At 64.5% G+C, this 21,930-nt stretch carries 12 protein-coding genes; 4 read left to right on the top strand and 8 right to left on the bottom strand.

The genetic code is table 11. From position 1 onward, the window contains the following. Window positions 1–39: 39 nt before the first annotated feature. The 3 genes from ACQKPE_RS01970 to ACQKPE_RS01980 all read right to left on the bottom strand — a co-directional run bounded on the left by ACQKPE_RS01970 (window position 40) and on the right by ACQKPE_RS01980 (window position 5,260). On the bottom strand, window positions 40–1,395 hold the full coding sequence (locus tag ACQKPE_RS01970; protein ID WP_427663085.1) for an HlyD family type I secretion periplasmic adaptor subunit: 1,356 nt from the start codon (window positions 1,393–1,395) through the stop codon (window positions 40–42). A 121-nt stretch (window positions 1,396–1,516) separates the two neighbouring features. Then, on the bottom strand, window positions 1,517–3,661 hold the full coding sequence (locus ACQKPE_RS01975) for a type I secretion system permease/ATPase (RefSeq protein ID WP_427663086.1): 2,145 nt from the start codon (window positions 3,659–3,661) through the stop codon (window positions 1,517–1,519). A 225-nt stretch (window positions 3,662–3,886) separates the two neighbouring features. Then, window positions 3,887–5,260 (bottom strand): TolC family outer membrane protein, encoded by a 1,374-nt coding sequence (locus tag ACQKPE_RS01980; RefSeq protein ID WP_427663087.1) that lies wholly within the window; start codon window positions 5,258–5,260, stop codon window positions 3,887–3,889. Between the two features lie 422 nt (window positions 5,261–5,682). Here ACQKPE_RS01980 and ACQKPE_RS01985 point away from each other — a divergent pair, with 422 nt between their 5' ends. Then, window positions 5,683–13,533 (top strand): retention module-containing protein, encoded by a 7,851-nt coding sequence (locus ACQKPE_RS01985; RefSeq protein WP_427663088.1) that lies wholly within the window; start codon window positions 5,683–5,685, stop codon window positions 13,531–13,533. A gap of 57 nt (window positions 13,534–13,590) precedes the next feature. Here the strand turns inward: ACQKPE_RS01985 and ACQKPE_RS01990 are convergent, their stop codons facing one another. Next, window positions 13,591–13,953 carry a YbaN family protein gene (locus ACQKPE_RS01990; RefSeq protein WP_427663089.1) on the bottom strand — a complete coding sequence of 121 codons (363 nt, stop codon included), beginning with the start codon at window positions 13,951–13,953 and terminating at the stop codon, window positions 13,591–13,593. Window positions 13,954–13,961: 8 nt separating this feature from the next. After that, window positions 13,962–14,549 (bottom strand): YecA family protein, encoded by a 588-nt coding sequence (locus ACQKPE_RS01995; protein ID WP_427663090.1) that lies wholly within the window; start codon window positions 14,547–14,549, stop codon window positions 13,962–13,964. Between the two features lie 246 nt (window positions 14,550–14,795). On the opposite strand from ACQKPE_RS01995, the gene recQ reads away from it, so the two are divergent. Both recQ and ACQKPE_RS02005 read left to right on the top strand, forming a co-directional pair. Beyond that, window positions 14,796–16,943: a DNA helicase RecQ gene (gene recQ / locus ACQKPE_RS02000; protein ID WP_427663091.1), complete on the top strand. Its 2,148-nt coding sequence runs from the start codon at window positions 14,796–14,798 to the stop codon at window positions 16,941–16,943. 112 nt (window positions 16,944–17,055) lie between these two features. Then, a complete protein-coding gene (locus ACQKPE_RS02005; protein ID WP_427663092.1) occupies window positions 17,056–17,493 on the top strand; it encodes a MarR family transcriptional regulator in 438 nt (145 codons plus the stop codon). 66 nt (window positions 17,494–17,559) lie between these two features. Here ACQKPE_RS02005 and ACQKPE_RS02010 read toward each other — a convergent pair whose 3' ends face one another. Continuing rightward, window positions 17,560–19,746 carry a patatin-like phospholipase family protein gene (locus ACQKPE_RS02010; RefSeq protein ID WP_427663093.1) on the bottom strand — a complete coding sequence of 729 codons (2,187 nt, stop codon included), beginning with the start codon at window positions 19,744–19,746 and terminating at the stop codon, window positions 17,560–17,562. Window positions 19,747–19,815: 69 nt separating this feature from the next. Here ACQKPE_RS02010 and ACQKPE_RS02015 point away from each other — a divergent pair, with 69 nt between their 5' ends. Continuing rightward, a complete protein-coding gene (locus ACQKPE_RS02015; RefSeq protein ID WP_427663094.1) occupies window positions 19,816–20,097 on the top strand; it encodes a SelT/SelW/SelH family protein in 282 nt (93 codons plus the stop codon). Between the two features lie 15 nt (window positions 20,098–20,112). Here the strand turns inward: ACQKPE_RS02015 and ACQKPE_RS02020 are convergent, their stop codons facing one another. After that, the gene (locus tag ACQKPE_RS02020; protein WP_427663150.1) at window positions 20,113–20,964 is read right to left on the bottom strand and encodes a DMT family transporter; all 852 of its coding nucleotides are present in this window, start codon (window positions 20,962–20,964) and stop codon (window positions 20,113–20,115) included. Between the two features lie 132 nt (window positions 20,965–21,096). Then, complete coding sequence (locus ACQKPE_RS02025) at window positions 21,097–21,861, bottom strand: AraC family transcriptional regulator (RefSeq protein ID WP_427663151.1); 765 nt, start codon at window positions 21,859–21,861, stop codon at window positions 21,097–21,099. Window positions 21,862–21,930 lie beyond the last annotated feature (69 nt).

The raw sequence follows: 21,930 nt of genomic DNA on the forward strand, positions 1-21,930 counted from the left end.
ACAGGGCCCGGCCACCAGCAGACAAGATGGCTGGGGCGTTCAGCGTTCGCGCAGCGCCTCGGTCCGGGCCTTGAGCACCGGCTTGAGCAGGTAATCCAGCACACTCTTCTGCCCGGTGATGATATCTACCGTCGCAGTCATCCCCGGAATGATCAGCAGCGGTTTGTTATCCCCACCCAGGTGATTCTTCTCGGTGCGTACCTGGATCAAATAGAACGCATTGCCCTTGTCGTCGGTGACGGTGTCGGCCCCGATCAATTCAAGCTTGGCCTTCAGGCCACCGTAGATGGTGTAGTCGTAGGCACTGAACTTGACCATCGCCACCTGCCCCGGGTGCAGGAAGGCCACGTCCTGGGGCCGCACCTTGGCCTCGATCAGCAGGTTGTCCTCGATCGGCACTATCTCCACCAGGTCGCTGCCCGGCTGCACCACGCCGCCGATGGTGTTGACCTTGAGCAGCTTGATGATGCCGTGCACCGGCGACACCACCGTGGTGCGGTTGACCCGGTCGTCGATGGCGATGCTGGTGGCGGTGATCTTCGACAGCTCCGTGCGTTTGTCGTTGAGCTCCTTGGCGGCGTCCGAGCGAAAGCTCGCGTCGGATTCCTGGATCTTGCTGCGAATTTCCGCCACCGCTGCCTCGGCGCGGGGGATGGCCAGGCTGGTGGCATTGAGCTGGCCGCGGGCTTCGACGGTGCGTTGCTTGAGGCGCAGGATCTCCACCGGCGAAATAGCCCCGGTGCCCACCAGCGGTGAAGACATGTTCAGTTCCTGTTGCAGCAGGGCTAGGGCCGAGCGGTACTGCTCGACCTTGGAGCGGAACTCGGCCAGCTCCTGGGTCTTCTGGCGCAGTTGTTCGTTGAGGGTCTGCTTCTCGCTGGCCAGGCGCCGCTGGCGCGAGCCGTACAGGGCGATTTCATCCTCGGCCACCTGCGGGGCCTTGGCGCGCACTTCCTGCGAGAGCTCGAACGGGCGTCCCTCGGCCTCGGCCGACAGGCGCTCGACCTGCGCTGTCAGCGCGTAGCGGTCGGCCTCGCTCTCGCCCTTGTTCGACTTGAAGCGGGTGTCGTCCAGGCGCAGCAGGGTGGCGCCCTTGTCGACCATCTGCCCCTCGCGCACGAAGATTTCGGTGACGATGCCGCCTTCGAGGTTCTGCACCACCTGCACCTTGCTCGAAGGAATGGCCTTGCCTTCGCCGACCGTGACTTCGTCCAGTACCGCGAAGTGGGCCCATACCAACGCTACCAGGATCAGCGCCCCGGCCAGCCATACGGTCAGTCGCGACAGGCGCGACGAGTCGTCCAGGGTGGCGCCGGCCAGCTCCGGCATGTAGTCGCGTTCGGCACGCTTGTCGGTGCCGGGGAGGTGGCTGCGCACGCTGTGGCTCGTGGTCATGGTCTACCTCCTGTGGGAGCGGGTTTACCCGCGAACACGGGCACAGCCCGTGCCATCCACTGCGGTGTCTGTTTCGCGGGTAAACCCGCTCCTACAGGGACCGCTGCGTTCTTGTGATGAACTACAACGCCGCGCCGATACGGCCCTTGCGCAGCGCATCGACGACCGCATCCTTCGGCCCGTCGGCGACGATCTTGCCGTTGTCCAGCACCACCAGCCGGTCCACCAGGCTGAGCATCGAACTGCGGTGGGTCACCAGCAGCAGGGTCTTGCCCGGTACCCAGGCCGCCAGGCGCTGGCGCAGTTGCTCTTCGCTGCTGTTGTCCATGTGGCTGGTGGGCTCGTCGAGAATCAGGATCGGCGGCTCCAGCAGCAGCGCGCGGGCCAGCAGCACGGCCTGGCGCTGGCCGCCGGAGAGCAGCATGCCGCGCTCACCCAGGGGCCGGTCGAAACCTTGCGGGTGCTGGCGGGCCAGTTCGATGGCATTGGTCAGCTCGGCCATTTCCAGCATGCGTGCATCACTGACGTGGCGGGCGCCCAGGGTGAGGTTGTCGCGCAGGCTGCCAGCCAGCAGCGGCAGGTCGTGGGCGACATAGCCCAGCTGGGTACGCAGGTCGGCGATGTCCAGTTGGCGCAGGTCGAGGTTGTCCAGCAGCACCTGGCCTTCGTCCGGGTGGTGGAAGCCCATCAGCAGGCGCGCCAAGGTGCTCTTGCCCGAACCGCTGCGGCCGATGATGCCGATACGTTCGCCCGGCTTGATGGTGAGGTTGACGTCATTCAGCGCCGCGTTGGTTTGCGCGGGGTAGCGGAAGGTGACGTGGCTGATGGTCACCCCGCCGTGCAGCGCGGTGTGCTCCAGGCCCTGCTGCTGGCTTTGGCGCTCCTGGGGCAGTGACATCAGTGCATCGGTGCTGCGCATGGTCAGCTGCGCCTGCTGGTAGCGGGTGATCAGCCCGGCGATCTGCCCGAGCGGCGCCAGCACCCGGCTGCCGAGCATGTAGCAGGCCACCAGGGCGCCCACGCTGAGGCTGCCGGCGATGATCGAATACACCCCGGCGACGATAGTGGCCATGCCGCAGAACTGCTGGATGAACAATGTGCCGTTGCTGGCCAGGGCCGAGAGGTTGCGGGCGTGGGCGTCGAGGCGGGCGATGGCGCCGTTGGTGTGCTCCCACTGGTACTGGCGTTCGCTCTCGGCGTTGCAGGCCTTGAGGGTTTCCAGCCCGCCGAGGGTCTCGATCAGCAGCGCCTGGCGCACTGCGCCCAGGCTGAGGCTTTTCTGCACGGTGTCGCGCAGGCGCACCTGGATGAACAGCGCCACGCCCACTGCCAGCGGGAAGGCCACCAGCGGGATCACCACCAGCCAGCCGCCGAGCAGGCCGATCACCAGCAGCATCAGGGCCACGAAGGGCAGGTCGATGATGCTGGTCAGCGTCACGGCGGTGAGGAATTCACGCAGGCCCTGGAAGTCGTGGATGCTCTGGGCGAAGCCGCCGACGCTGGCCGGGCGGGCTTTCATGGCCATGCCGGTGATGCGCTCGAACAGGGTGGCGGAAAGGATCAGGTCGGTCTTCTTGCCGGCCTGGTCCAGCAAGTGGGCGCGCACCATGCGCAAGATCATCTCGAACGCGGTGCCGATGAACAGGCCGATCACCAGCACCCACAAGGTCGACAGCGCCTGGTTGGGCACCACCCGGTCGTAGGTCTGCATGACGAACAGCGGCACCATCAGGCCCAGCAGGTTGATCAGCAGGCTGGCCAGCAAGGCATCGCCGTACAGCTTGCGCGAGTGGCGCAGGGTGTCGCGGAACCACGCCTCGACCCGGGGTAGCAGAGGTGTGCGCAGGTCTTCGAGCGTGTGCCGAGGGCGAGCGAACAGGGCCTGGCCGCTGTAGGCCTGCTCCAGCGCCGGGCGTTCTACCCATTGCTCGCCACCTTCAGCCTCGCAGGGCAATATCAGCGCCCGGCCATCTTCGCTCCAGCGTTGCAGCACGGCGCTGCGGCCGTCGTTGAGAATCAGCAGCACCGGCAGGTTCAGCGGGGAAATATCTGCCAGCGGGCGTTGCAGCACCCGCGCCTGCAACCCGGCCCGGGCCGCGGCCCGCGGCAGCAGGTTCAGGCCCAGGCGTTGCTCGGCCAGGGGCAGGCCGCTGCACAGGCTGGCACGGCTGGCGGGGCAGCCGTGCACCTTGCACAGGATCAACAGGCCATCGAGCAACGGATCATCGACTTCCAGGCGCGGCGACGCGCTTTGCAGGTTGGTCACGATGGCCTACTCCTGTCGCAGTGGACGGGAACTGGTACTGCCAGTCTTGCGCTGGGCTTTGTACGAAAAGTGCCTGCGCGACGATTCTGCTGCGTTGAAAACAGGCTGGTGCGCCAGCCCGGTCGGAATGCTCATTGACAACCAGTCAAGTCGGGCGCGACCCCGGCCGTTCCTCGCCTGTTTTCGCCTTGCAGAATCGCCGCTCGGCGACTTTTCGTACAAACCCTAGCGCATGTCGGGCAACCGGGCTTCGTTGCGTACTTCGGTTTTCGCAATGGCTTCCGGTGGCAGCGAGATGCGCTGCTTGCTCAGCAGCTCGCCCATGGTCGCCAGCACGCGGTACATCGAGTACTCCTCGGTGTAGCGCACCTCGGTGTAGCGGCGGTTGGCATTGTACAGCTCGTTCTCGCTGTCGAGCACGTCGAGCAGGGTACGTTGGCCCAGGCCGAACTGGTCCTGGTAGGCGCCGCGTACGCGCTGGGTGGTTTCGGCGTATTCACGCGCGGTCGGGGTCTGCTTGCGGGCGTTGTTCATGGCGTTCCAGGCCAGGCTGAGGTTTTCGTTCAGCTCGCGCAGGGCGTTGTTGCGGATGTCCATGGCCTGGTTGATCTTGTGCGCATCCGATTGCAGGCGGGCCTTGTCGCTGCCGCCGCGGAACAGGTTGTAGCTGAGCTCGACACCGGCTTGCCAGTCGTTGTTACTGTGCCCGCGCTCGCCGCCGAGGTTGTTGTTGGCACCGGTGGCCAGCACCGCGTCCAGGCGTGGGTAGAACGGCGACTTGGCCACTTCGTACTGCTGCTCGGCGGCCTGGATGTCGGCCTGGGCCGATTTCAAATAGGGGTTGTTCTCCAGCAGGCCCTGGCGGGCGTCCTGCAGGTTGGCGGGCACTTCGGCCTTGATGCTCACCGGGGTTTCCAGCTCGTCGGGCATGCGCCCGATCACGCTGTAGAAGTTGGCCTCGGCGTCGGCCAGGTCGACCTCGGCGGTGTCCATGTTGTTTTCCGCCAGGGCCCGACGTGCGCGGGACTGGTCGAGGTCGGCGGTACTGCCCACGCCGCGCTCGCTGCGCAGGCCGATCTGGTCGTTGACCCGCAAGTGCGCTTGCAGGTTGTTGCGGGCCAGGGTCACCAGCTCGCGGCGCTTGAGCACTTCCAGGTACACCTCGATAGCCCGCAGGGCCACGGTTTCGGCGGTGGCCTGGGTGTAGTAGGCGCGCGAGGTGGCCACGGCCTGGGTGCGGCCTACTTCATTGGGGGTGTTGAAGCCGTCGAACAGCATCTGCCGCAGACGCAGCTCGGACGTGGTGTAGCTCAAGGTTTCCTTGTTGTGGTTGCGCGTGCCGTCGGCGTTGAAGCCCCGGGTGTTGAGGTTATCCGAACGCTGGCGGCCGTAGCCGGCGATCAGGTCGACCGTGGGGTAGTAGCCGCCACGGGCGAACTTCACGTCTTCATCGGCGGACAGCCTGCTGTTTCGGCTGGCGCTGATTTCAGGGTGTTGGTCCACGGCGTTCTGGACGGCCTCATTGATCGACATCGCCTGGGCCTGCCCGAAGGCCATGGCCAACAAAATCGCACTGGTAATGGGGGTTAGAACGCGCATGGGGTACATCTCCCTGGTCTCGAAATTTATCCTGCTATCGTCAAAAAAGTGACGAAAAATGAGGTTCAAACCGTTTCAGGTTTGTAACAACAGAGCTAAGAACATTTAACGGCCGAGCTAAGAAGATTTTTTCATAATATCTATGCGAAAAAAAACTTATGCGGTCTAAGAATTCCGGGACATTGTTCTTATCAGGTGGCCCGGTAATCAAGCTGTAGTACGCGAGTTCCGGGCATCGCATAAAGTTCAAGATTTTTTGCAGCTAAGGACACAGGAGAGGACGATAACGGCGAAAAATGGCGACAAAAAATTGGCATTAAGATGGTGGCCAACTCCCATTACCGCTCGTATCGAAGTTGTTCCTTGCATTCCCCACCCGTCCACGACTGCGAAAGCCTAATCGGCAGGGGAGGCGTACGCTCATGGCTAAATTGGTCGGTGTGGTCAGCAAGGTGGTTGGCCAGGTATTCGCGGTGGGTGACGACGGTCAACGTCGCTTGCTCGTGGAGGGCGACCGCCTGTTCGCAGGCGAGCAACTGGAAACCGGCGCCACGGGCGCGGTCGCGGTGCGCTTGCAAAATGGTGCCGAGCTCACCCTTGGGCGCGGCAGCAGCCTGGAGATGACCGAGGGCCTGCTAGCCAACCAGGCGCCCGAGGTGCACACCACCGACAACGTGCCCAGCGATGCGCAACTGAGTGACGTAGAGCGCTTGCAACAAGCCATTGCCGCAGGTGCCGACCCGACCGAAGAGGCCGAGGCACCCGCTGCCGGCCCGAACGGCACAGGCGCGCCGGGCGCGTTGGGCGGTGGCCATAGCTTCGTGATGCTGAGCGAGGTGGCAGCGCGGGTCGACCCCACCGTTGGTTTCCCTACCGCCGGCTTCAATGGCATTCCGGAACTGGCCAATGAATACATCGGCACCCTGGATGCCGACAACAATGCCGACCCGGTTGGCCTGCCGCCGGTCACGCCGCCGCCAGACAACCCCGTCAGCCTGTTGGGCCTGGACCTCAGCCCATCCGAACTGACCCTCGATGAAGCCAACCTGCCCCAGGGTTCGGCCAGCAACCCCGCGGCATTGACCCAACAGGGCAGTTTCACCGTGGTTGCGCCGGATGGCGTGTTCAACCTTAGCGTTGGCGGCATCAATGTGGTGACCGCAGGCGTAGTGACCGGCGTCGGTCAGTCCATCACCACCGCGCTGGGCAACACCCTGACCATCACCGGCTACAACTCGGCGACCGGTGTGGTCAGCTACAGCTATACCCTCACCGGTGCAGAGCAGCACCCCAATGGCGCGGGTACCAACGAACTCGGCGAGCAGTTCCCGGTGCTGGTCAGCGATACCGATGGCGATGTGGCCAGCGGTACGCTGGATGTGATCATCCGCGATGACGTGCCCAGGGCCATCGACGACAGCAACGCCAGTGTCGCCACCGAACAGCAAACCGTCCTGACCGGCAACGTGCTGACCAACGACGTGCAGGGCGCCGACCGTATTCCCAGCGGCCCGGTGGTGGCCGGCACCTTCGTCGGCACCTACGGCACCCTGGTGCTGGCCGCCGACGGCTCCTACACCTACACGCTCAACACCAACGACCCGGACTTCATCGGCCTTAAGGGCGGTGGCAATGGGTTGGAGAACTTTACCTACACCCTGAACGATGCCGATGGCGACAGCAGTACCGCGACCCTGACCCTGAACATCACCAACCTGAACGACCCGGTCACCCTTGGCGGCCTGGACGTGAACGGCGGTGAGCTGACCGTCTATGAAAAAAACCTCAGCGATGGCAGTGCCCCCGATAGCGCTGCGCTGACCCAGAGCGGCACCTTCACCGTTACCGCGCCAGATGGCCTGCAAACCCTGAGCGTTGGTGGCATCACCGTGGTCAGCGGTGGCGTGGCCGTGGGCTTCCCGCAATCGACCACCACCCTGTTGGGCAACACCCTGACCATCACCGGCTACAACCCGGCAACCGGCGTGGTGAGCTACAGCTACAGCTTGCTCGACAACGAAGGCCACCCGACCGGCAACGGCAATAACAGCGTGTCCGAAAGCTTCACGGTGGTTGCCCAGGACACCGACGGCAGCAGCGCGACGGGCAGCCTGGATGTGAATATCGTCGATGATGTGCCCCAGGCCATCGACGATAGCAACGCCACTACCGCCACCGAGCAGCACACCGAACTGACCGGTAACGTACTGACCAACGACGTGCAGGGCGCCGACCGTATTCCCAGCGGCCCGGTGGTGGCCGGCACCTTCGTCGGTACCTACGGCACCCTGGTGCTGGCCGCCGACGGCTCCTACACCTACACGCTCAACACCAGCGACCCGGACTTCATCGGTCTTAAGGGCGGTGGCAATGGGGTGGAGAACTTTACCTACACCCTGAACGATGCCGATGGCGACAGCAGTACCGCGACCCTGACCCTGAACATCACCAACCTGAACGACCCGGTCACCCTCGGTGGCCTGGACGTGAACGGCGGTGAGCTGACCGTCTATGAAAAAAACCTCAGCGATGGCAGTGCCCCCAATAGCGCTGCGCTGACCCAGAGCGGCACCTTCACCGTCACTGCGCCAGATGGCCTGCAAACCCTGACCGTGGGCGGCATCACCGTGGTCAACGGCGGTGTGGCGGTGGGCTTCCCACAGTCGGTTACCACTGCGCTGGGCAATACCCTGACCATCACCGGCTACAACCCGGCAACCGGTGTGGTGAGCTACAGCTACACCTTGCTCGATAACGAGACCCACCCCAATGGCAACGGTACCAATGGCCTGACCGAAAGCTTCACGGTGGTCGCCCAGGACACCGACGGCAGCAGCGCCAGCGGCAGCCTGGACGTGAATATCGTCGATGACGTGCCCAAGGCCGAGGCCGACTCGGCCAGCGTGGTCGAAGGCGGCACCGTCAGCGGCAACGTGCTGGGCAACGACCAGCTTGGCGCCGATCAGGCCGGTACCAGTAACGTGGTGGTGGGCGCGCGGGCAGGCTCCGATACCTCCACCTCGGCCATCGGCAACCTCAACACGGCGATCGTCGGCCAGTACGGCACCCTGACCATCGATGCAGCAGGCAATGCTGTCTACCAAGCCAACCCGAACGCCGTGGCGCCTGCGGGTGCCACCGATGTGTTCGTCTATACCATCCGCGATACCGATGGCGACGAAAGCACCACCACCATCACCATCGACGTCAGGGACTGCTCGCTGATCGCCGGCCCCGACAGCGAGGTCACGGTGTACGAAAAGGCCCTGGACCTGGTCAAGGATGGCAACGACCTGGCCCCCGGCACGGTCAACGGCAGCCAGCCAGGCTCGACCGGTGAAACTGCCTCCGGCTCGCTGGTCGGTTCCGCCAGTGGTGGTGTCGGTGCATTGACCTACAGCCTGGTCGGCAATGCCAACGGCCAGTACGGGCAAATTCAGGTCAATGCCGACGGGACCTACACCTATACCCTGACCACACCACCGCAGTCGCCGAACCCGGCCAACGATGGCCCGAACACCGTCACCGAAACCTTCACCTACGAGGTGAAGGATTCGCTCGGCAATTCGACCACCAGCACCATCACCATCACCATCGTCGACGATGTGCCCAAGGCCTACAGTGACTTCGCCAATGTCTTCGAGGGCGGCACAGTCAGTGGCAACGTGCTGGTCAACGATGTGATCGGCGCCGACGTGCCGGCCGATGGCAAGTACGTGGTGGGCGTGCGTGCAGGCTCCGACACCTCGACTTCGGCGAGCGGCCAGCTTGGAGCCCAGGTGACAGGCCAGTACGGCTACCTGACCCTCGATGCCCAAGGCAACGCCACCTACCATTCCAACCCCAACAGCGTGGCACCGGCCGGGGCCACCGATGTGTTCGTCTATACCATTCGCGATGCCGATGGCGACGAAAGCACCACCACCATCACCATCGATATCCACGACTGCTCGTTGGTCGTGGCGCCGGGCGCTGGGGTAACGGTGTATGAGAAAGCCCTGGACCTGGTGCAGGACGGCAACGACCTGGCGCCGGGCACGGTCAATGGCAGCCAGCCGGGCTCCACCGGCGAAACCGCCAGCGGTTCGCTGGCAGGCGGCGTCAGTGGCGGTATCGGTGCGCTCACCTTCACCTTGGTAGGCACTGCAACTGGGCAGTATGGGCAGATCCAGCTCAATGCCGACGGTTCCTACACCTACACGCTGACCTCCCCGCCGCAATCGTCGACCCCGGCCAACGACGGGCCGAACACCATGACCGAAACCTTTACCTACCAGGTGAAGGACTCGCTGGGTAACTCCACGACCAGCACGATCACCATCACCATCGTCGACGATGTGCCCAAGGCGCACTGCGACGAGGCCAACGTGACCGAAGGTGGGGCGGTGAGCGGCAACGTGCTGCTTAACGATGTGATCGGCGCCGATGTGCCTGCCGACGGCAAGTATGTGGTCGGTGTGCGCGCAGGTTCTGACACCTCCACCTCCGCGAGCGGCCAGCTCGGCAGCCAGGTGATGGGCCAGTACGGCTACCTGACCCTCGACGCCCAAGGCAATGCCACCTACCACGCGAACCCCAACAGCGTGGCGCCGGCTGGGGCCAGCGACGTGTTCGTCTACACCATCCGCGATGCCGACGGTGACGAAAGCACCACCACCATCACCATCAATGTGCAGGACAGCAAGCTGGTCGCTTGTGAAGACGATGACGTGAAGGTGTACGAAAAAGCCCTGGACCTGAACAAGGACGGCAACGACCTTGCGGCAGGGACGGTGACGGGTAGCGACCCAAGCTCGACCAAGGAAACTGCGTCCGGCAGCCTGGTCGGATCGGTCACCGGTGGGGTAGGGGCGCTGACCTACAGCCTGGTGGGCAGCACCGCTGGCCAGTACGGGCAGATTCAGCTCAATGCCGATGGCTCCTACACTTACACGCTCACCTCCGCGCCGAAGTCTCCGACCCCGGCCAACGACGGGCCGAACACCCTGACTGAATCGTTCACCTACCAAGTGAAGGATTCGCTGGGCAACACCACTACCAGCACCATCGTCATCAGCATCGTCGACGATGTGCCCAAGGCCCATTGCGACGTAGCCAACGTGACTGAAGGCGGCTCGGTAAGCGGCAACGTACTGCTCAACGACGTGGTCGGTGCCGATGTAATCGCCGATGGCAAGTACGTGGTGGGCGTGCGCGCAGGTTCCGACACCTCTACGTCCGCAAGCGGCCAGCTCGGCACCCAGGTGGCAGGTCAGTATGGCTACCTGACCCTCGACGCCCAGGGCAACGCGACCTATCACGCCAACCCCAACAGCGTGGCGTCGGCGGGTGCGCAAGACGTGTTCGTCTACACCATTCGCGATGCCGATGGCGACCAGAGCACCACCACCCTCACCATCAACGTGCAGGACAGCAAGCTGGTCGCCTGTGAAGACAGCGACGTGAAGGTCTACGAAAAAGCCCTGGACCTGAGCAAGGATGGCAATGACCTGGCAGCAGGCACGGTCATCGGCAGCGACCCTAGCTCGCCCGCCGAGACTGCATCTGGCAGCCTGGTCGGCTCGGTCAGCGGCGGCACCGGTGCGCTGACCTACAGCCTAGTGGGCAACGCTGTAGGTCAGTTCGGGCAGATCCAGGTCAACGCCGACGGCTCCTACACCTACACGCTCACCTCGGCGCCGAAAACGCCGGGCGGTGCCAACGATGGCGCCAACACCGTGGTCGAGTACTTCACCTACAAGGCCACCGACACACTGGGCAACAGCGTCACCAGCACCATCGCCATCAATATCGTCGACGACGTGCCCAAGGCGGTGTGCGCCGAGCGCAGCATCACCCCAGGCCAGGTGGACTCCAACATCCTGTTGGTGATCGACGTGTCCGGCAGCATGAACGATGCCTCCGGCGTGTCTGGCCTGAGTCGCCTGGACCTAGCCAAGCAGGCCATCGGCGCACTGCTGGACAAGTACGACGAGATGGGCGACATCAAGGTGCAGATCGTTACCTTCGCCACCGGTGCCACGGTCAAGAGCGCGCAGTGGGTGTCGATCGTCGATGCCAAGGCCATCGTTGCCGGCTTGAGTGCGGGCGGCTCCACCTACTACGACTCGGCGGCCACCAAGGCGCAGGAGGCGTTCAGCACCAGCGGCAAGCTCGACGGCGCGCAGAACGTCAGCTACTTCTTCTCCGATGGCGCGCCCACCAGTGGCCACTCGATGACGGCGACCCGCGAAGCGGCCTGGGAAACTTTCCTCGACAACAATGGCATCAAGTCCTACGCGATCGGCCTGGGCACTGGGGTCAACCAGCCTAACCTCAACCCACTGGCCTACGATGGCAGCAGCCATACCGACACCAACGCGGTGGTGGTCACTGACCTCAGCCAGCTCAACGCCGTGCTCTCGGGCACCGTGCAGGGCGCGCCGATCACCGGCAGCCTGATGGATGGCGGCCACTTCGGCGCCGATGGCGGCTTCATCAAGGCGCTGCTGGTCGATGGCACTACCTACACCTTCGACCCGAAAGCCAATGGCGGGCAGGGTGGCTACTCGGTAGCCGGTGGCCCGGACAAGGCCACCTTCGACACCACTGGCAACACCTTGTCGGTGAAGACCGCTTTGGGTGGCACGTTGCTGGTGGACATGGACAACGGCGAGTTCACCTACACGCCGCCAAAGGACAACGGCAGCCAGCAGGTGGAGAAATTCGGCTTCACCGTCAGCGACAACGACGGCGATACCAGCAGCGCCAGCCTGGTGGTGAAGGTCAATACCAACAGCGCACCGGTTGCCGGGGCCGACCACATCATCACCAATATCAGCGGCGCCAGCCTGACCGTGCCGGCCGAGGCCTTGCTGGCCAACGACAGCGACCCGGACCATGACCGCCTGATCGCGGCGCCAATCACCTTCAACACCGGCTTCGCCGACAAAGGCGCAGGCTTCACCCCTGGTACCCAGGCGCAGACCCTCAAATTCGAAGGCACCGCCAACAAGCCCGAGAACCAGCTCAAGGACCTGGCACGTGGCGACTTCACGGCGTTGTCGGGGTCGATGACGGCTGCCCTGGTGATCGCCGGTTACCTCGGGTCGATCACCAATGGTAACGCCAACGATGCGGACACCCTGACCGTCACGCTACGCAAAGGCGAGACCCTGACCCTGGACCACGACCGCCCGGCCGGCAACCTGATGCTGGAGTGGAAAGGTGCAGACGGCGGCTACCAGCCGATCGCCGATGGCGGCAGCTTCACCGCCAGCCGTGACGGGGTGTACAGCATCCATGTGGTCAACAGCGAGAACGCCATCGGCAACAGCAAGGCAGCCGAAAACTACAAGCTGAGCATGGTCATCGACTACAGCAACGCGCAGAACGAGGTCTACCACAGCAGCTACACGGTCAGCGACAACCACGGCGGCAGCGCCACCGGTGCGGTGGATATCACCTACCAGGCCGGCAGCACGCTCAATGGCACCTCGGGCGATGATGTACTGCTGGCCGGTGCCGGCAACGACACCTTGGTGGCGGGCGATGGCAACGATGTGCTGGTGGGTGGGGAGGGCAACGACAAGCTGTACGGTGGCAATGGTGACGACCTGTTGATCGGAGGGCCGGGCGACGACCTGCTCGATGGCGGGGCGGGTATCGACACGGCCAGCTACGCCGGGGCAACGGCCGGGGTCATCGTCGACCTGAGTCATGTCGGGGCGCAGAATACCGTAGGGGCTGGCGTCGACACCCTGACCGGCATCGAGAACCTGATCGGCTCGGACTACAACGACACGCTGATCGGCGATGGCGGCGACAATGTCCTCAACGGCGGCCTGGGTAACGACATCCTCAAGGGGGGCGGTGGCAACGACACGCTGATCGGTGGGCTGGGCAACGACACCCTGACCGGAGGTGCGGGCAACGACACCTTCGTATGGCAGAAAGGCGATGTTGGGCATGACACGGTCACCGATTTCCAGCCAGGTAGCGACCGCCTCGATCTGTCGCAACTGTTGCAGGGTGAGACGGCCAGTGCCAGCTCGCTGGATGACTACCTGCACTTCAAGGTCAGTGGTTCCGGGGTGAATGTGGTTTCGACCATCGAAGTCAGCAGCGTCGCCGGTGCCGCGCCTACCCAGACCATCGACCTGGCCGGCATCGACCTGGCCCAGCACTACGGCGTCACAGCGGGGGCGGGCGGGTTGATCGCGGCGGGGCAGGACACCGCGACCATCATCAACGGCATGCTCAATGACCATTCGTTGAAGGTGGATACGGTGTAAGGGGGCATCACTGCGGCGGATGGCACGGGCTGCGCCGGTGCCATACACCGCGTCAGCTTAAGGCCGCTGCAACGTCTTCTGCTTGAGGATATACAGCGTCACCAGCACCGCACTGGTGAGCATGAACACCCGTGCCCAGAACAGCGGCACCAGGTAGCACGACACGCTGATGCTCACCCACATCAGGCCGATGGCGTAGACCTTGGCCTTGAGCGGTATCCCTTCGCCATCGAGGTAGTCACGAATCCAGGGTCCGAGCCTGGGGTGGTTGACCAGCCAGGCATGAAAACGCGGCGAGCTTCGGGCGAAGCACGCCGCGGCTAGCAGCAGGAATGGGGTGGTCGGCAGAACCGGCAGGAAGATCCCCAGCACCCCCAGCGCAACGCTGAGCCAGCCAGCGGCCAGCAGCAGGTAGCGCACCACGGCACTCAGTGGTGGCGTGGCTTGAGCAGGGCAGGTTTCTCGTCCGGGGCGTGCAGCAGCAGGAACAGGGCCGTCAGCGCTTCAGGGATCTGCACGACCATGTCGTCCTGCAGGTTGGCGTTGCTGGCGATGTCGGCGAACTCTGGCTGCTCGTCGAACAGGCCCGAGCCGACCATGATCGGCAGCAGCATCTCGCTGACCTCTTCCTCGGCGTTCTCGAACCACGCCTCTTCACGCAGGAATACCCCTTCCATGAAGCCGATGCACCAGCCGCGCAGGTCGGAATCGTCCGGCTCGTCGGTCAGGTCCAGGTCGCAGGGCAGCTCGAATTCGTCGTCGCTGGCCAGCTGGCGGCCAATGTGCGCCTTGAGCGCCACCAGGGTCGCTTCGATCTCGGTGCGCTGGGCCTCGCTGGCGTAGTGGGGCTCTTCCGCGAACAGCGCGTCGATCCATTCGCGCTCGGGAATGTCCTCGGCGCTGATCGACAGTGCAGTCAGGTAGCCGTGGGCGGCGACATAGTCCAGCGCTTCTTCGTGCAGCTCGTCGGCGTCGAGGAAGGCTTGCAGGCGGGTCAGTTGCTCGGCGAAGGACATTACAGGGCTACCTTGGGGGAATAAACGATAGTGGATTCTAGCACCTTGCAGCCCTGGCGGGGCAAAGGGAACGTCTGTCACCGCAGCCTGCCGCAGCCCTGGGCAGTGGGGTATACTCCGCGACTTTTCATGCCCCGGCAGCGGCGTTTGCCTGCCCGGCAAAAACCGCTTACGCATTCGCGGTGTGAGCGGCGGATTTATCGTCCAGCCTGTATCCAGGATGGAACGGCGATTTTGGAGTGGCACATGCTCGAACAGGCTCAGCGCGTCCTCAAGGACATTTTTGGCTACGACAGCTTCCGGGGACGCCAGGCGGCGATCATCGAATGCGTGGCCAACGGGGGCGATGCGCTGGTATTGATGCCCACCGGTGGAGGCAAGTCGCTGTGCTTCCAGGTGCCCGGGCTGTTGCGCCCAGGCCTGACGGTGGTGGTTTCGCCGCTGATCGCGCTGATGGACGACCAGGTCGCCACCCTCGACGAGTTGGGTGTGGCGGCCGCTGCGCTGAACTCCACCCTGAGCGCCGAGCAGCAGCGCGAGCTGGCCGGGCGCCTGCGCAGGGGTGAGGTGAAGATGCTCTACCTGGCGCCGGAACGCCTGGTGCAGCCGCGCATGCTGGACTTCCTGCGCACCCTCGACATCGCCCTGTTCGCCATCGACGAGGCCCACTGCGTGTCGCAATGGGGCCACGACTTCCGCCCCGAATACCTGCAACTGGGCCAGTTGGCCGAGCTGTTCCCCCAGGTGCCGCGCATTGCCCTGACCGCCACTGCCGACATGCGTACCCGCGAGGAAATCGTCCAGCGCCTGCACCTGCAAGGCGCCGAGCGCTTCCTGTCGAGCTTCGACCGGCCGAACATCTTCTACCGCATCGTGCCCAAGGAGTCGCCGCGCAAGCAGTTGATGGCGTTCCTCGGCGAGCGGCGTGGCAACGCCGGTATCGTTTATTGCCTGTCACGCAAGAAAGTCGACGAAACCGCAGCCTTTCTCTGCGAACAAGGCTTCCCGGCGCTGCCTTACCATGCCGGCCTGGCTGCCGAGACCCGCTCGGCCAACCAGCACCGCTTCCTCAACGAGGAAGGGCTGATCATGGTCGCGACCATCGCCTTCGGCATGGGCATCGACAAGCCCAACGTGCGCTTCGTCGCCCACCTCGACCTGCCCAAGTCGATGGAGGCCTATTACCAGGAAACCGGCCGCGCCGGCCGTGACGGCCTGCCGTCGGATGCCTGGATGGCCTACGGCCTGCAGGATATGGTGATGCTCAAGCAGATGTTGCAGAACTCCGAAGGCGACGAGAGCCACAAGCGCGTCGAGCAGCACAAGCTCGATGCCATGCTGGCCCAGTGCGAGGAAACCCGCTGCCGCCGCCAGTCGCTGCTGGCGTATTTCGACGAGGTGCTGGAGCAACCCTGTGGGCACTGCGACAACTGCATCGACAAGGTGCAGACCTGGGATGCCACCGAACCTGCGCGCCAAGCGTTGTCGGCAGTGTTCCGCACCGGCCAGCGCTACGGCGTTGGCCACTTGGTAGACGTGCTGGTAGGCAAGGACAACGAGAAAGTACGCAGCTTCGGCCACGAGAAGCTTTCGGTGTTCGGGGTCGGCAAGACCCTGGGCGAACATGAGTGGCGTTCGCTGTTCCGCCAGTTGGTGGCACGCGGTTTGGTGGACATCGACCTGGAAGGCTACGGCGGCCTGCGCCTGTCGGACAGCTGCCGGCCCTTGCTGCGTGGCGAGGTGACCTTGCAGTTGCGCCGCGACCTCAAGCCGCAGACCACCGCCAAAGCCTCCAGCAGCAGTGGCGGCAGCCCGGCGAGCCAGCTGGTGCGTGCCGAGGAGCGCGAACTGTGGGAGGCGCTGCGTACCCTCAGACGCAAGTTGGCAGAGGAGCACAGCGTGCCGCCCTACGTCATCTTCCCCGATTCCACCTTGCTGGAAATGCTGCGCAGCCAGCCCACCAGCCTTAGTGACATGGCCCAGGTCAGTGGTGTGGGGGCGCGCAAGCTGGAGCGCTACGGCCAGGCCTTCCTCGAAGTGCTCAACGGCGCAGGCGGTACCGAAGAGGCGCCGAAGGTGGTGCTCGACCTGCGCCACGAGCTGGTCAGCCTGGCTCGTGCGGGCATGACCCCGGTGCAGATCGCCGGGCAGCTGGCGTGCAGCGAGAAGAATGTCTATAGCCTGCTGGCCGAAGCCATTGGCCGCCAAGAGCTGAGCCTGGACCAGGCGCTGGACTTGCCCGAAGCGCTGATGATGGAAATTCAGGATGCCTTCCTCGATGGCGAAGGCGAGCTGCCGCCGGTGTCGGCCATCGCGCCACAGTTTGGGTCGCGGGTACCAGAAGGCGTGCTGTACTGCGTGCGTGCGGCGCTGGCAGCGGAGTTCGAGCTCTGATCTTTGTCATTCTTTTTGACGATTATCGAACACTCTCGAGTGCCCGAACCTTGCCTGATCGTCCGGGGCATGATTAGCTGACTAATAATTAGTTCTATCGATCGAGTTGCTTATGCCCCTTACCGACAACCAACACCGTTTCGGCATGCAGTTGGCCCAGATGTCTCGCGGCTGGCGTGCTGAACTGGACCGGCGCCTGGCTGGGCTCAACCTGTCCCAGGCCCGCTGGCTGGTGTTGTTGCACCTGGCCCGCTTCGAAGAAGCGCCAACCCAGCGCGAATTGGCGCAGAGCGTGGGCGTCGAGGGGCCGACCCTGGCACGCTTGCTAGACAGCCTGGAAGGCCAGGGGCTCGTACGCCGCCAGGCGGTGCTGGAAGACCGCCGGGCCAAGAAGATCCTCCTCTGCCCACCGGCAAAGCCTCTGATCGACCAGATCGAAACCATCGCCAACGCCCTGCGCGCCGAGCTGTTCAGCGGTATCGACGAAGCCGACATGGAAGTGTGCATGCGGGTGCATGCGAGGATTCTCGCCAACCTCGAGAAGTCCTGACAGCAGCTTCAAACCATGAGGAAAAGCGGATCTGCCGTCATTGGCGATCCGCTTTTTTCATGTTCCTCAGAACGTATTGCCCAGGTTCAGGTACACCGCCTTCTGGTCTTCGCTGTTGAAGCCATAGCTGATGTTCAACGGCCCCAGCGGCGTATCCATTCCCAGGAAAATACTCGCCGCATTGATGTAGCCGCTGTCGAATTCATTGTCGTTGTTCCATGCCCGCCCACGCTCCAGCGAAGCGCCCAGGTACAGTGGGAAGTCCAGTGGCATGTAGGCCCGGGGCGTGAGGCGGCGGTAGTAGACCATGCGCAGCAGGCTCATGTTCTGGCCCGACAGCGAGTCTTGCCGGAAGCCCGAAAGCTGCCGTGCGCCGCCCAGCACGAAGCTTGAGGTGACCACTTCGGTCTCATCCAGCGTGCGCCCGTAGCGCCCGCCCAGTACCCAGGTGTTCGGCCCGCTGCTCAGGGCCTTGTCCAAGTGGAACTGCCATTGCCGGTAGTCGGTGTCCGAGTCCAGCGAGCGGTCGTATTTACGCAGGGTCAGGCCGATGTCTTCGCCGCTGTGGGGGAAGTACACGTTGTCGAAGGTGTCGAACGAGTACTTCAGCTCGTAGAAGCCTTCATTGAAACTGACCTTGGGCAGGTCCTGGTCGCCGATGCGCACCTCGGCTTCGCCCCAGGCCTTGCCGACGCCCAGGCGTACCTCGCCGTAGGTGCCGATCTGCCGGCCCAGATTGAGGCCGAAACCGTAGCGTTCCAGGCGGTATTCGGCGATCGGGTCGTTGTCCAGGGTGGCCTCGATGTTTTGCGAACCGAGGTCCAGGTAGGGCGCGACGAAGTAGCGCGAGCCTACGTCGAGCGGTTGATAGAACTCGCTGTAGAGCCGCTGTTCGTCGCCGATTTGCGCGCGGGTCAGCCATTCGCCGCCCAGGCGGTTGATGCCATTGACCCGGTAGCTGGCGCCGAGGTTGAAAGCGCTGTCGCCGCGCAAATCGTCAGATAGGTTCAGGCCCAGGCGCAGGTAGTCGGTGCCGCCGCGCTTGCCGCGGGCGTTGATGACCAGGGTGTTGTCGTCACCCTTGTGCACCACGCGGTACTGCACCCGGTCGAAGTAGTCCAGGCCGTACAGCGTGCCCATGTCGGTCTGCAGGCGGTCGAGCTCCAGGGGCGCGCCGATCGGCTGGCGGATGTAGTAGCGGATGACGTCGTCGCTGACCTTGGAGTCGTTCTCCACCTTGATCGCGGTGATCACCGGCGTGCGTTGCGTCGGCGAGCGGGCGACCGCCAGGCTGCTGTCGCCCTCGGGCTGGCGCAGCAGCGCCAGGCGGCCATCGAGGGCGCGGGCGGCGCGGTAGCCAGCGTCGATCATGTCCTGGGCGCGGCCGAAGTCGGTAACGCCGAAGGCTGCCAGGGCGGGCTGCACCAGGATGTCCTCGCGGCGCAGGCTGGCCAGTTGTTCCTCGGAATTGCGCCGGGTCATCAGGGTGATCGACTGGTTGAGCACGTCCACCACCGTGGCCATGTCCTTGCGGCCGCGCAGCGGGGTGCCGATGTCGACGACGATCGCAAGGTCCACGCCCATTTCGCGTACTACGTCCAGGGGAATGTTGTCGACCATGCCGCCGTCCACCAGTAGGCGGCCATCCAGCTCAACCGGGGCGAACACCGCAGGAATAGACATGCTGGCGCGAATCACCTGGGGCAGGTGGCCGCGACGGAACACCACCTTCTCGCCACTGGCGATGTCGGTGGCCACGGCCCGGAAGGGGATGGGCAGCTTGTCGAAGTCGCGGGTATCGGCGGTGTGGGCCAGGGTGCTTTCCAGCAGCAGCGCCAGGTTCTGGCCCTGGATCACCCCCAGTGGCAGGCCGAGGCTGCCGTCGTCGCGAAAGCTCAGCTTCTGTTTCACCAGAAAGTCACGGTCGTCTTGCTTGCGCCGGAAGGGCACGTCCTTGCGTGGTGGTGCATCGGACAGCGCCTGTTGCCAGTCGAGGGTCAGGGCCAGCTTTTCCAGCTCCTCGATACTGTAGCCAGAGGCATACAGCCCACCGACCACCGCGCCCATGCTGGTGCCGGCGATGGCATCGATGCGCACGCCCTGTTCCTCCAGGGCCTTGAGCACGCCGATATGTGCCAGGCCCCTGGCCGCGCCGCCAGACAGCACCAGGCCTACCTTGGGGCGCGCTGCCTCGGTGGCGAGGGTGGTGATCGAGGTGAGCGCCAGCAACAGGAGTAACAGCAGACGATGCATCGTGAGTCTCAAAGCGGTGGGCAAAGGCCGCTAGTATAAGCGGCTCATCCACACAAGAGAGGTTCGCCCATGGCCAATGCCAAGCCCGAAATCGTCATCAACTATTGCACCCAGTGCCAATGGCTGCTGCGCGCCGCCTGGCTGGCCCAGGAGCTGCTCAGCACCTTTGCCGACGACCTGGGGCGGGTCGCACTGGAGCCAGGCACCGGTGGGGTGTTCCGCATCACCTGCAATGGCGTGCAAATCTGGGAGCGCAAGGCCGACGGAGGCTTCCCTGAAGCCAAGGTGCTCAAGCAGCGGGTACGCGACCAGATCGACCCGCAGCGCGACCTTGGCCACAACGATCGTTGAGTCGGCGCCGCTGCGTCAGGCGCTCTGCGCCACGGCCTTGGGCGCTTGGCCTGCGCTCAGTCGGCTGGACAGCACGATGGCAAAGATGATCAATGCACCCCCGACCAGCATGCGCAGGGTCGGCGTTTCGGCGAACACCACCCAGGCCATGGCGATGCCATAGACCGGTTCCATGCCAAACACCACCGCCGCCGTGCGCGCCTTGATCACCGCCAGGCTGGCGACGAACAGGCTGTGCGCCACGCCCGTGCAGAACACCCCGAGCAGGGCGATCCACAGCCAATCCAGGGGTGTCACCTGGCCGAGGCCCGGCAGGGCGAAGGGCAGCAGGCAAACGGCGACCACCAGGTTCTGGCACAACGCGGCCTGCACGGCGCCGACGCGCCCGGAACCTGCGCGGTTGGTCAGCGACAGAAGCGAGAACAGCAGCCCCGACAGTAACGCCCAGAGCAGCCCGCCGGTGGCCTCGCTGGCCAGGTCGAACGAGGGCGTGACCAGCACCAGGCCGATGCTGACCAGCAGCACCAGCAGGGCTTCGTTGCGGCGGATGCGTTCGCGGAACAGTAGGCCCTCGAGGATCACGGTGAACGCCGGGAAGCTGGCGAAACCCAGGGTAGCGATGGCCACGCCCCCGACCTTGACCGCAATGAAGAAGCTCACCCAGTGCCCGGCCAGCAGCACCCCGCCGAGCAGCAGGCGGCGTAGGTCCTGGCCTTGAAGCGCCTGCCAGCCTTGGCGCGCGAGGCTGGCGAAGAGGGCCAGGGCGAGCACGGCGAAGATCGCCCGGCCGAAGACGATGACCGAGGGCGTTGCGCTGGCGGCGAGTTTGCCGAAGACCCCGGTGAGGCCGAAGAACAACGCGCCGATGTGCAGGGCGCCGAGGGCGGTGCGGTGGTTCGTGGTGGTCCTTGTTAAACGATCATGGAGGCTGGCTCTGACGAGGAAGCATTGCGCCCAGTGTACGAGGTCAGTCGCGTGGGTTCTGTCGCCAGCCTCGCCTCAATTGTCGCCAGCCTCTCGCCGCAACGCCCGTGGCGAACAGCCGAACGCCCTTGACACCGCCGCCGCGAACGCACTTTGCGAACCATAGCCCACCCGCTCCGCCACCTCGCCAATCGGCAGTACTGTTTCGCGCAGCAACTGACGGGCCTTGAGCATCCGCTGCTGGCGAATGTAGTCCATGGGCGTGATCCCACTTTCTTCGACGAAACGCGCATGCAGGCGGGCTACCGATAGCCCTGCCAGGCGCGCCAGGTCGGCCACCTGCAACGGGTGTGCGGCATGACGCTCGATATGTGCATCGAACGCTGCATAGGGCAGGCGCCTGCTCGCCACCACCGGCGCGCCAGCGCTGCTGAGGCTGGCCAGCAGCAGAAGGGCACCCTGGCGCGCGACCAGTGGGTCGTGGGTGGGGCTGGCGGCCAGCCAGTCGACCAGTTGCTGATGGTGCTGCCCGAGGGCCAGTGCGCCGGGGCGCTCGAGCAAGCGTCGGCTGGCGTCGGTGTGCTCGCCCAATTGCTGGTACAGCCAGGGCAGGTCGGGCACATCCAGCACCAGGCAGTCGCTGCCGGCCTGGCTGGCGCACAGGTGGTGATTGCCCGCCGGCACCACCATCACCGCCTGACGGGCGATGCACCCGCTGTGGCCCTGCACCTCGAACTCCAGGCGGCCGTTCAGGCCGAATACCAACTGCGGGTAGTCGTGGCTGTGGGCGAGCAGTTCGTCGTGGTAGCGGCGTACGGAGAGCATCGGGCCGGCGCTCATGCTGGCGTCCTCGAAGGGCAGGGCGGCAGTGTACACCCGCGGGCTACAGATCACTCGTCACGAACCTGC

The sequence above is a fragment of the Pseudomonas sp. NPDC089554 genome (assembly GCF_050280645.1).
In the GTDB taxonomy this organism is placed as follows: Bacteria; Pseudomonadota; Gammaproteobacteria; order Pseudomonadales; family Pseudomonadaceae; genus Aquipseudomonas.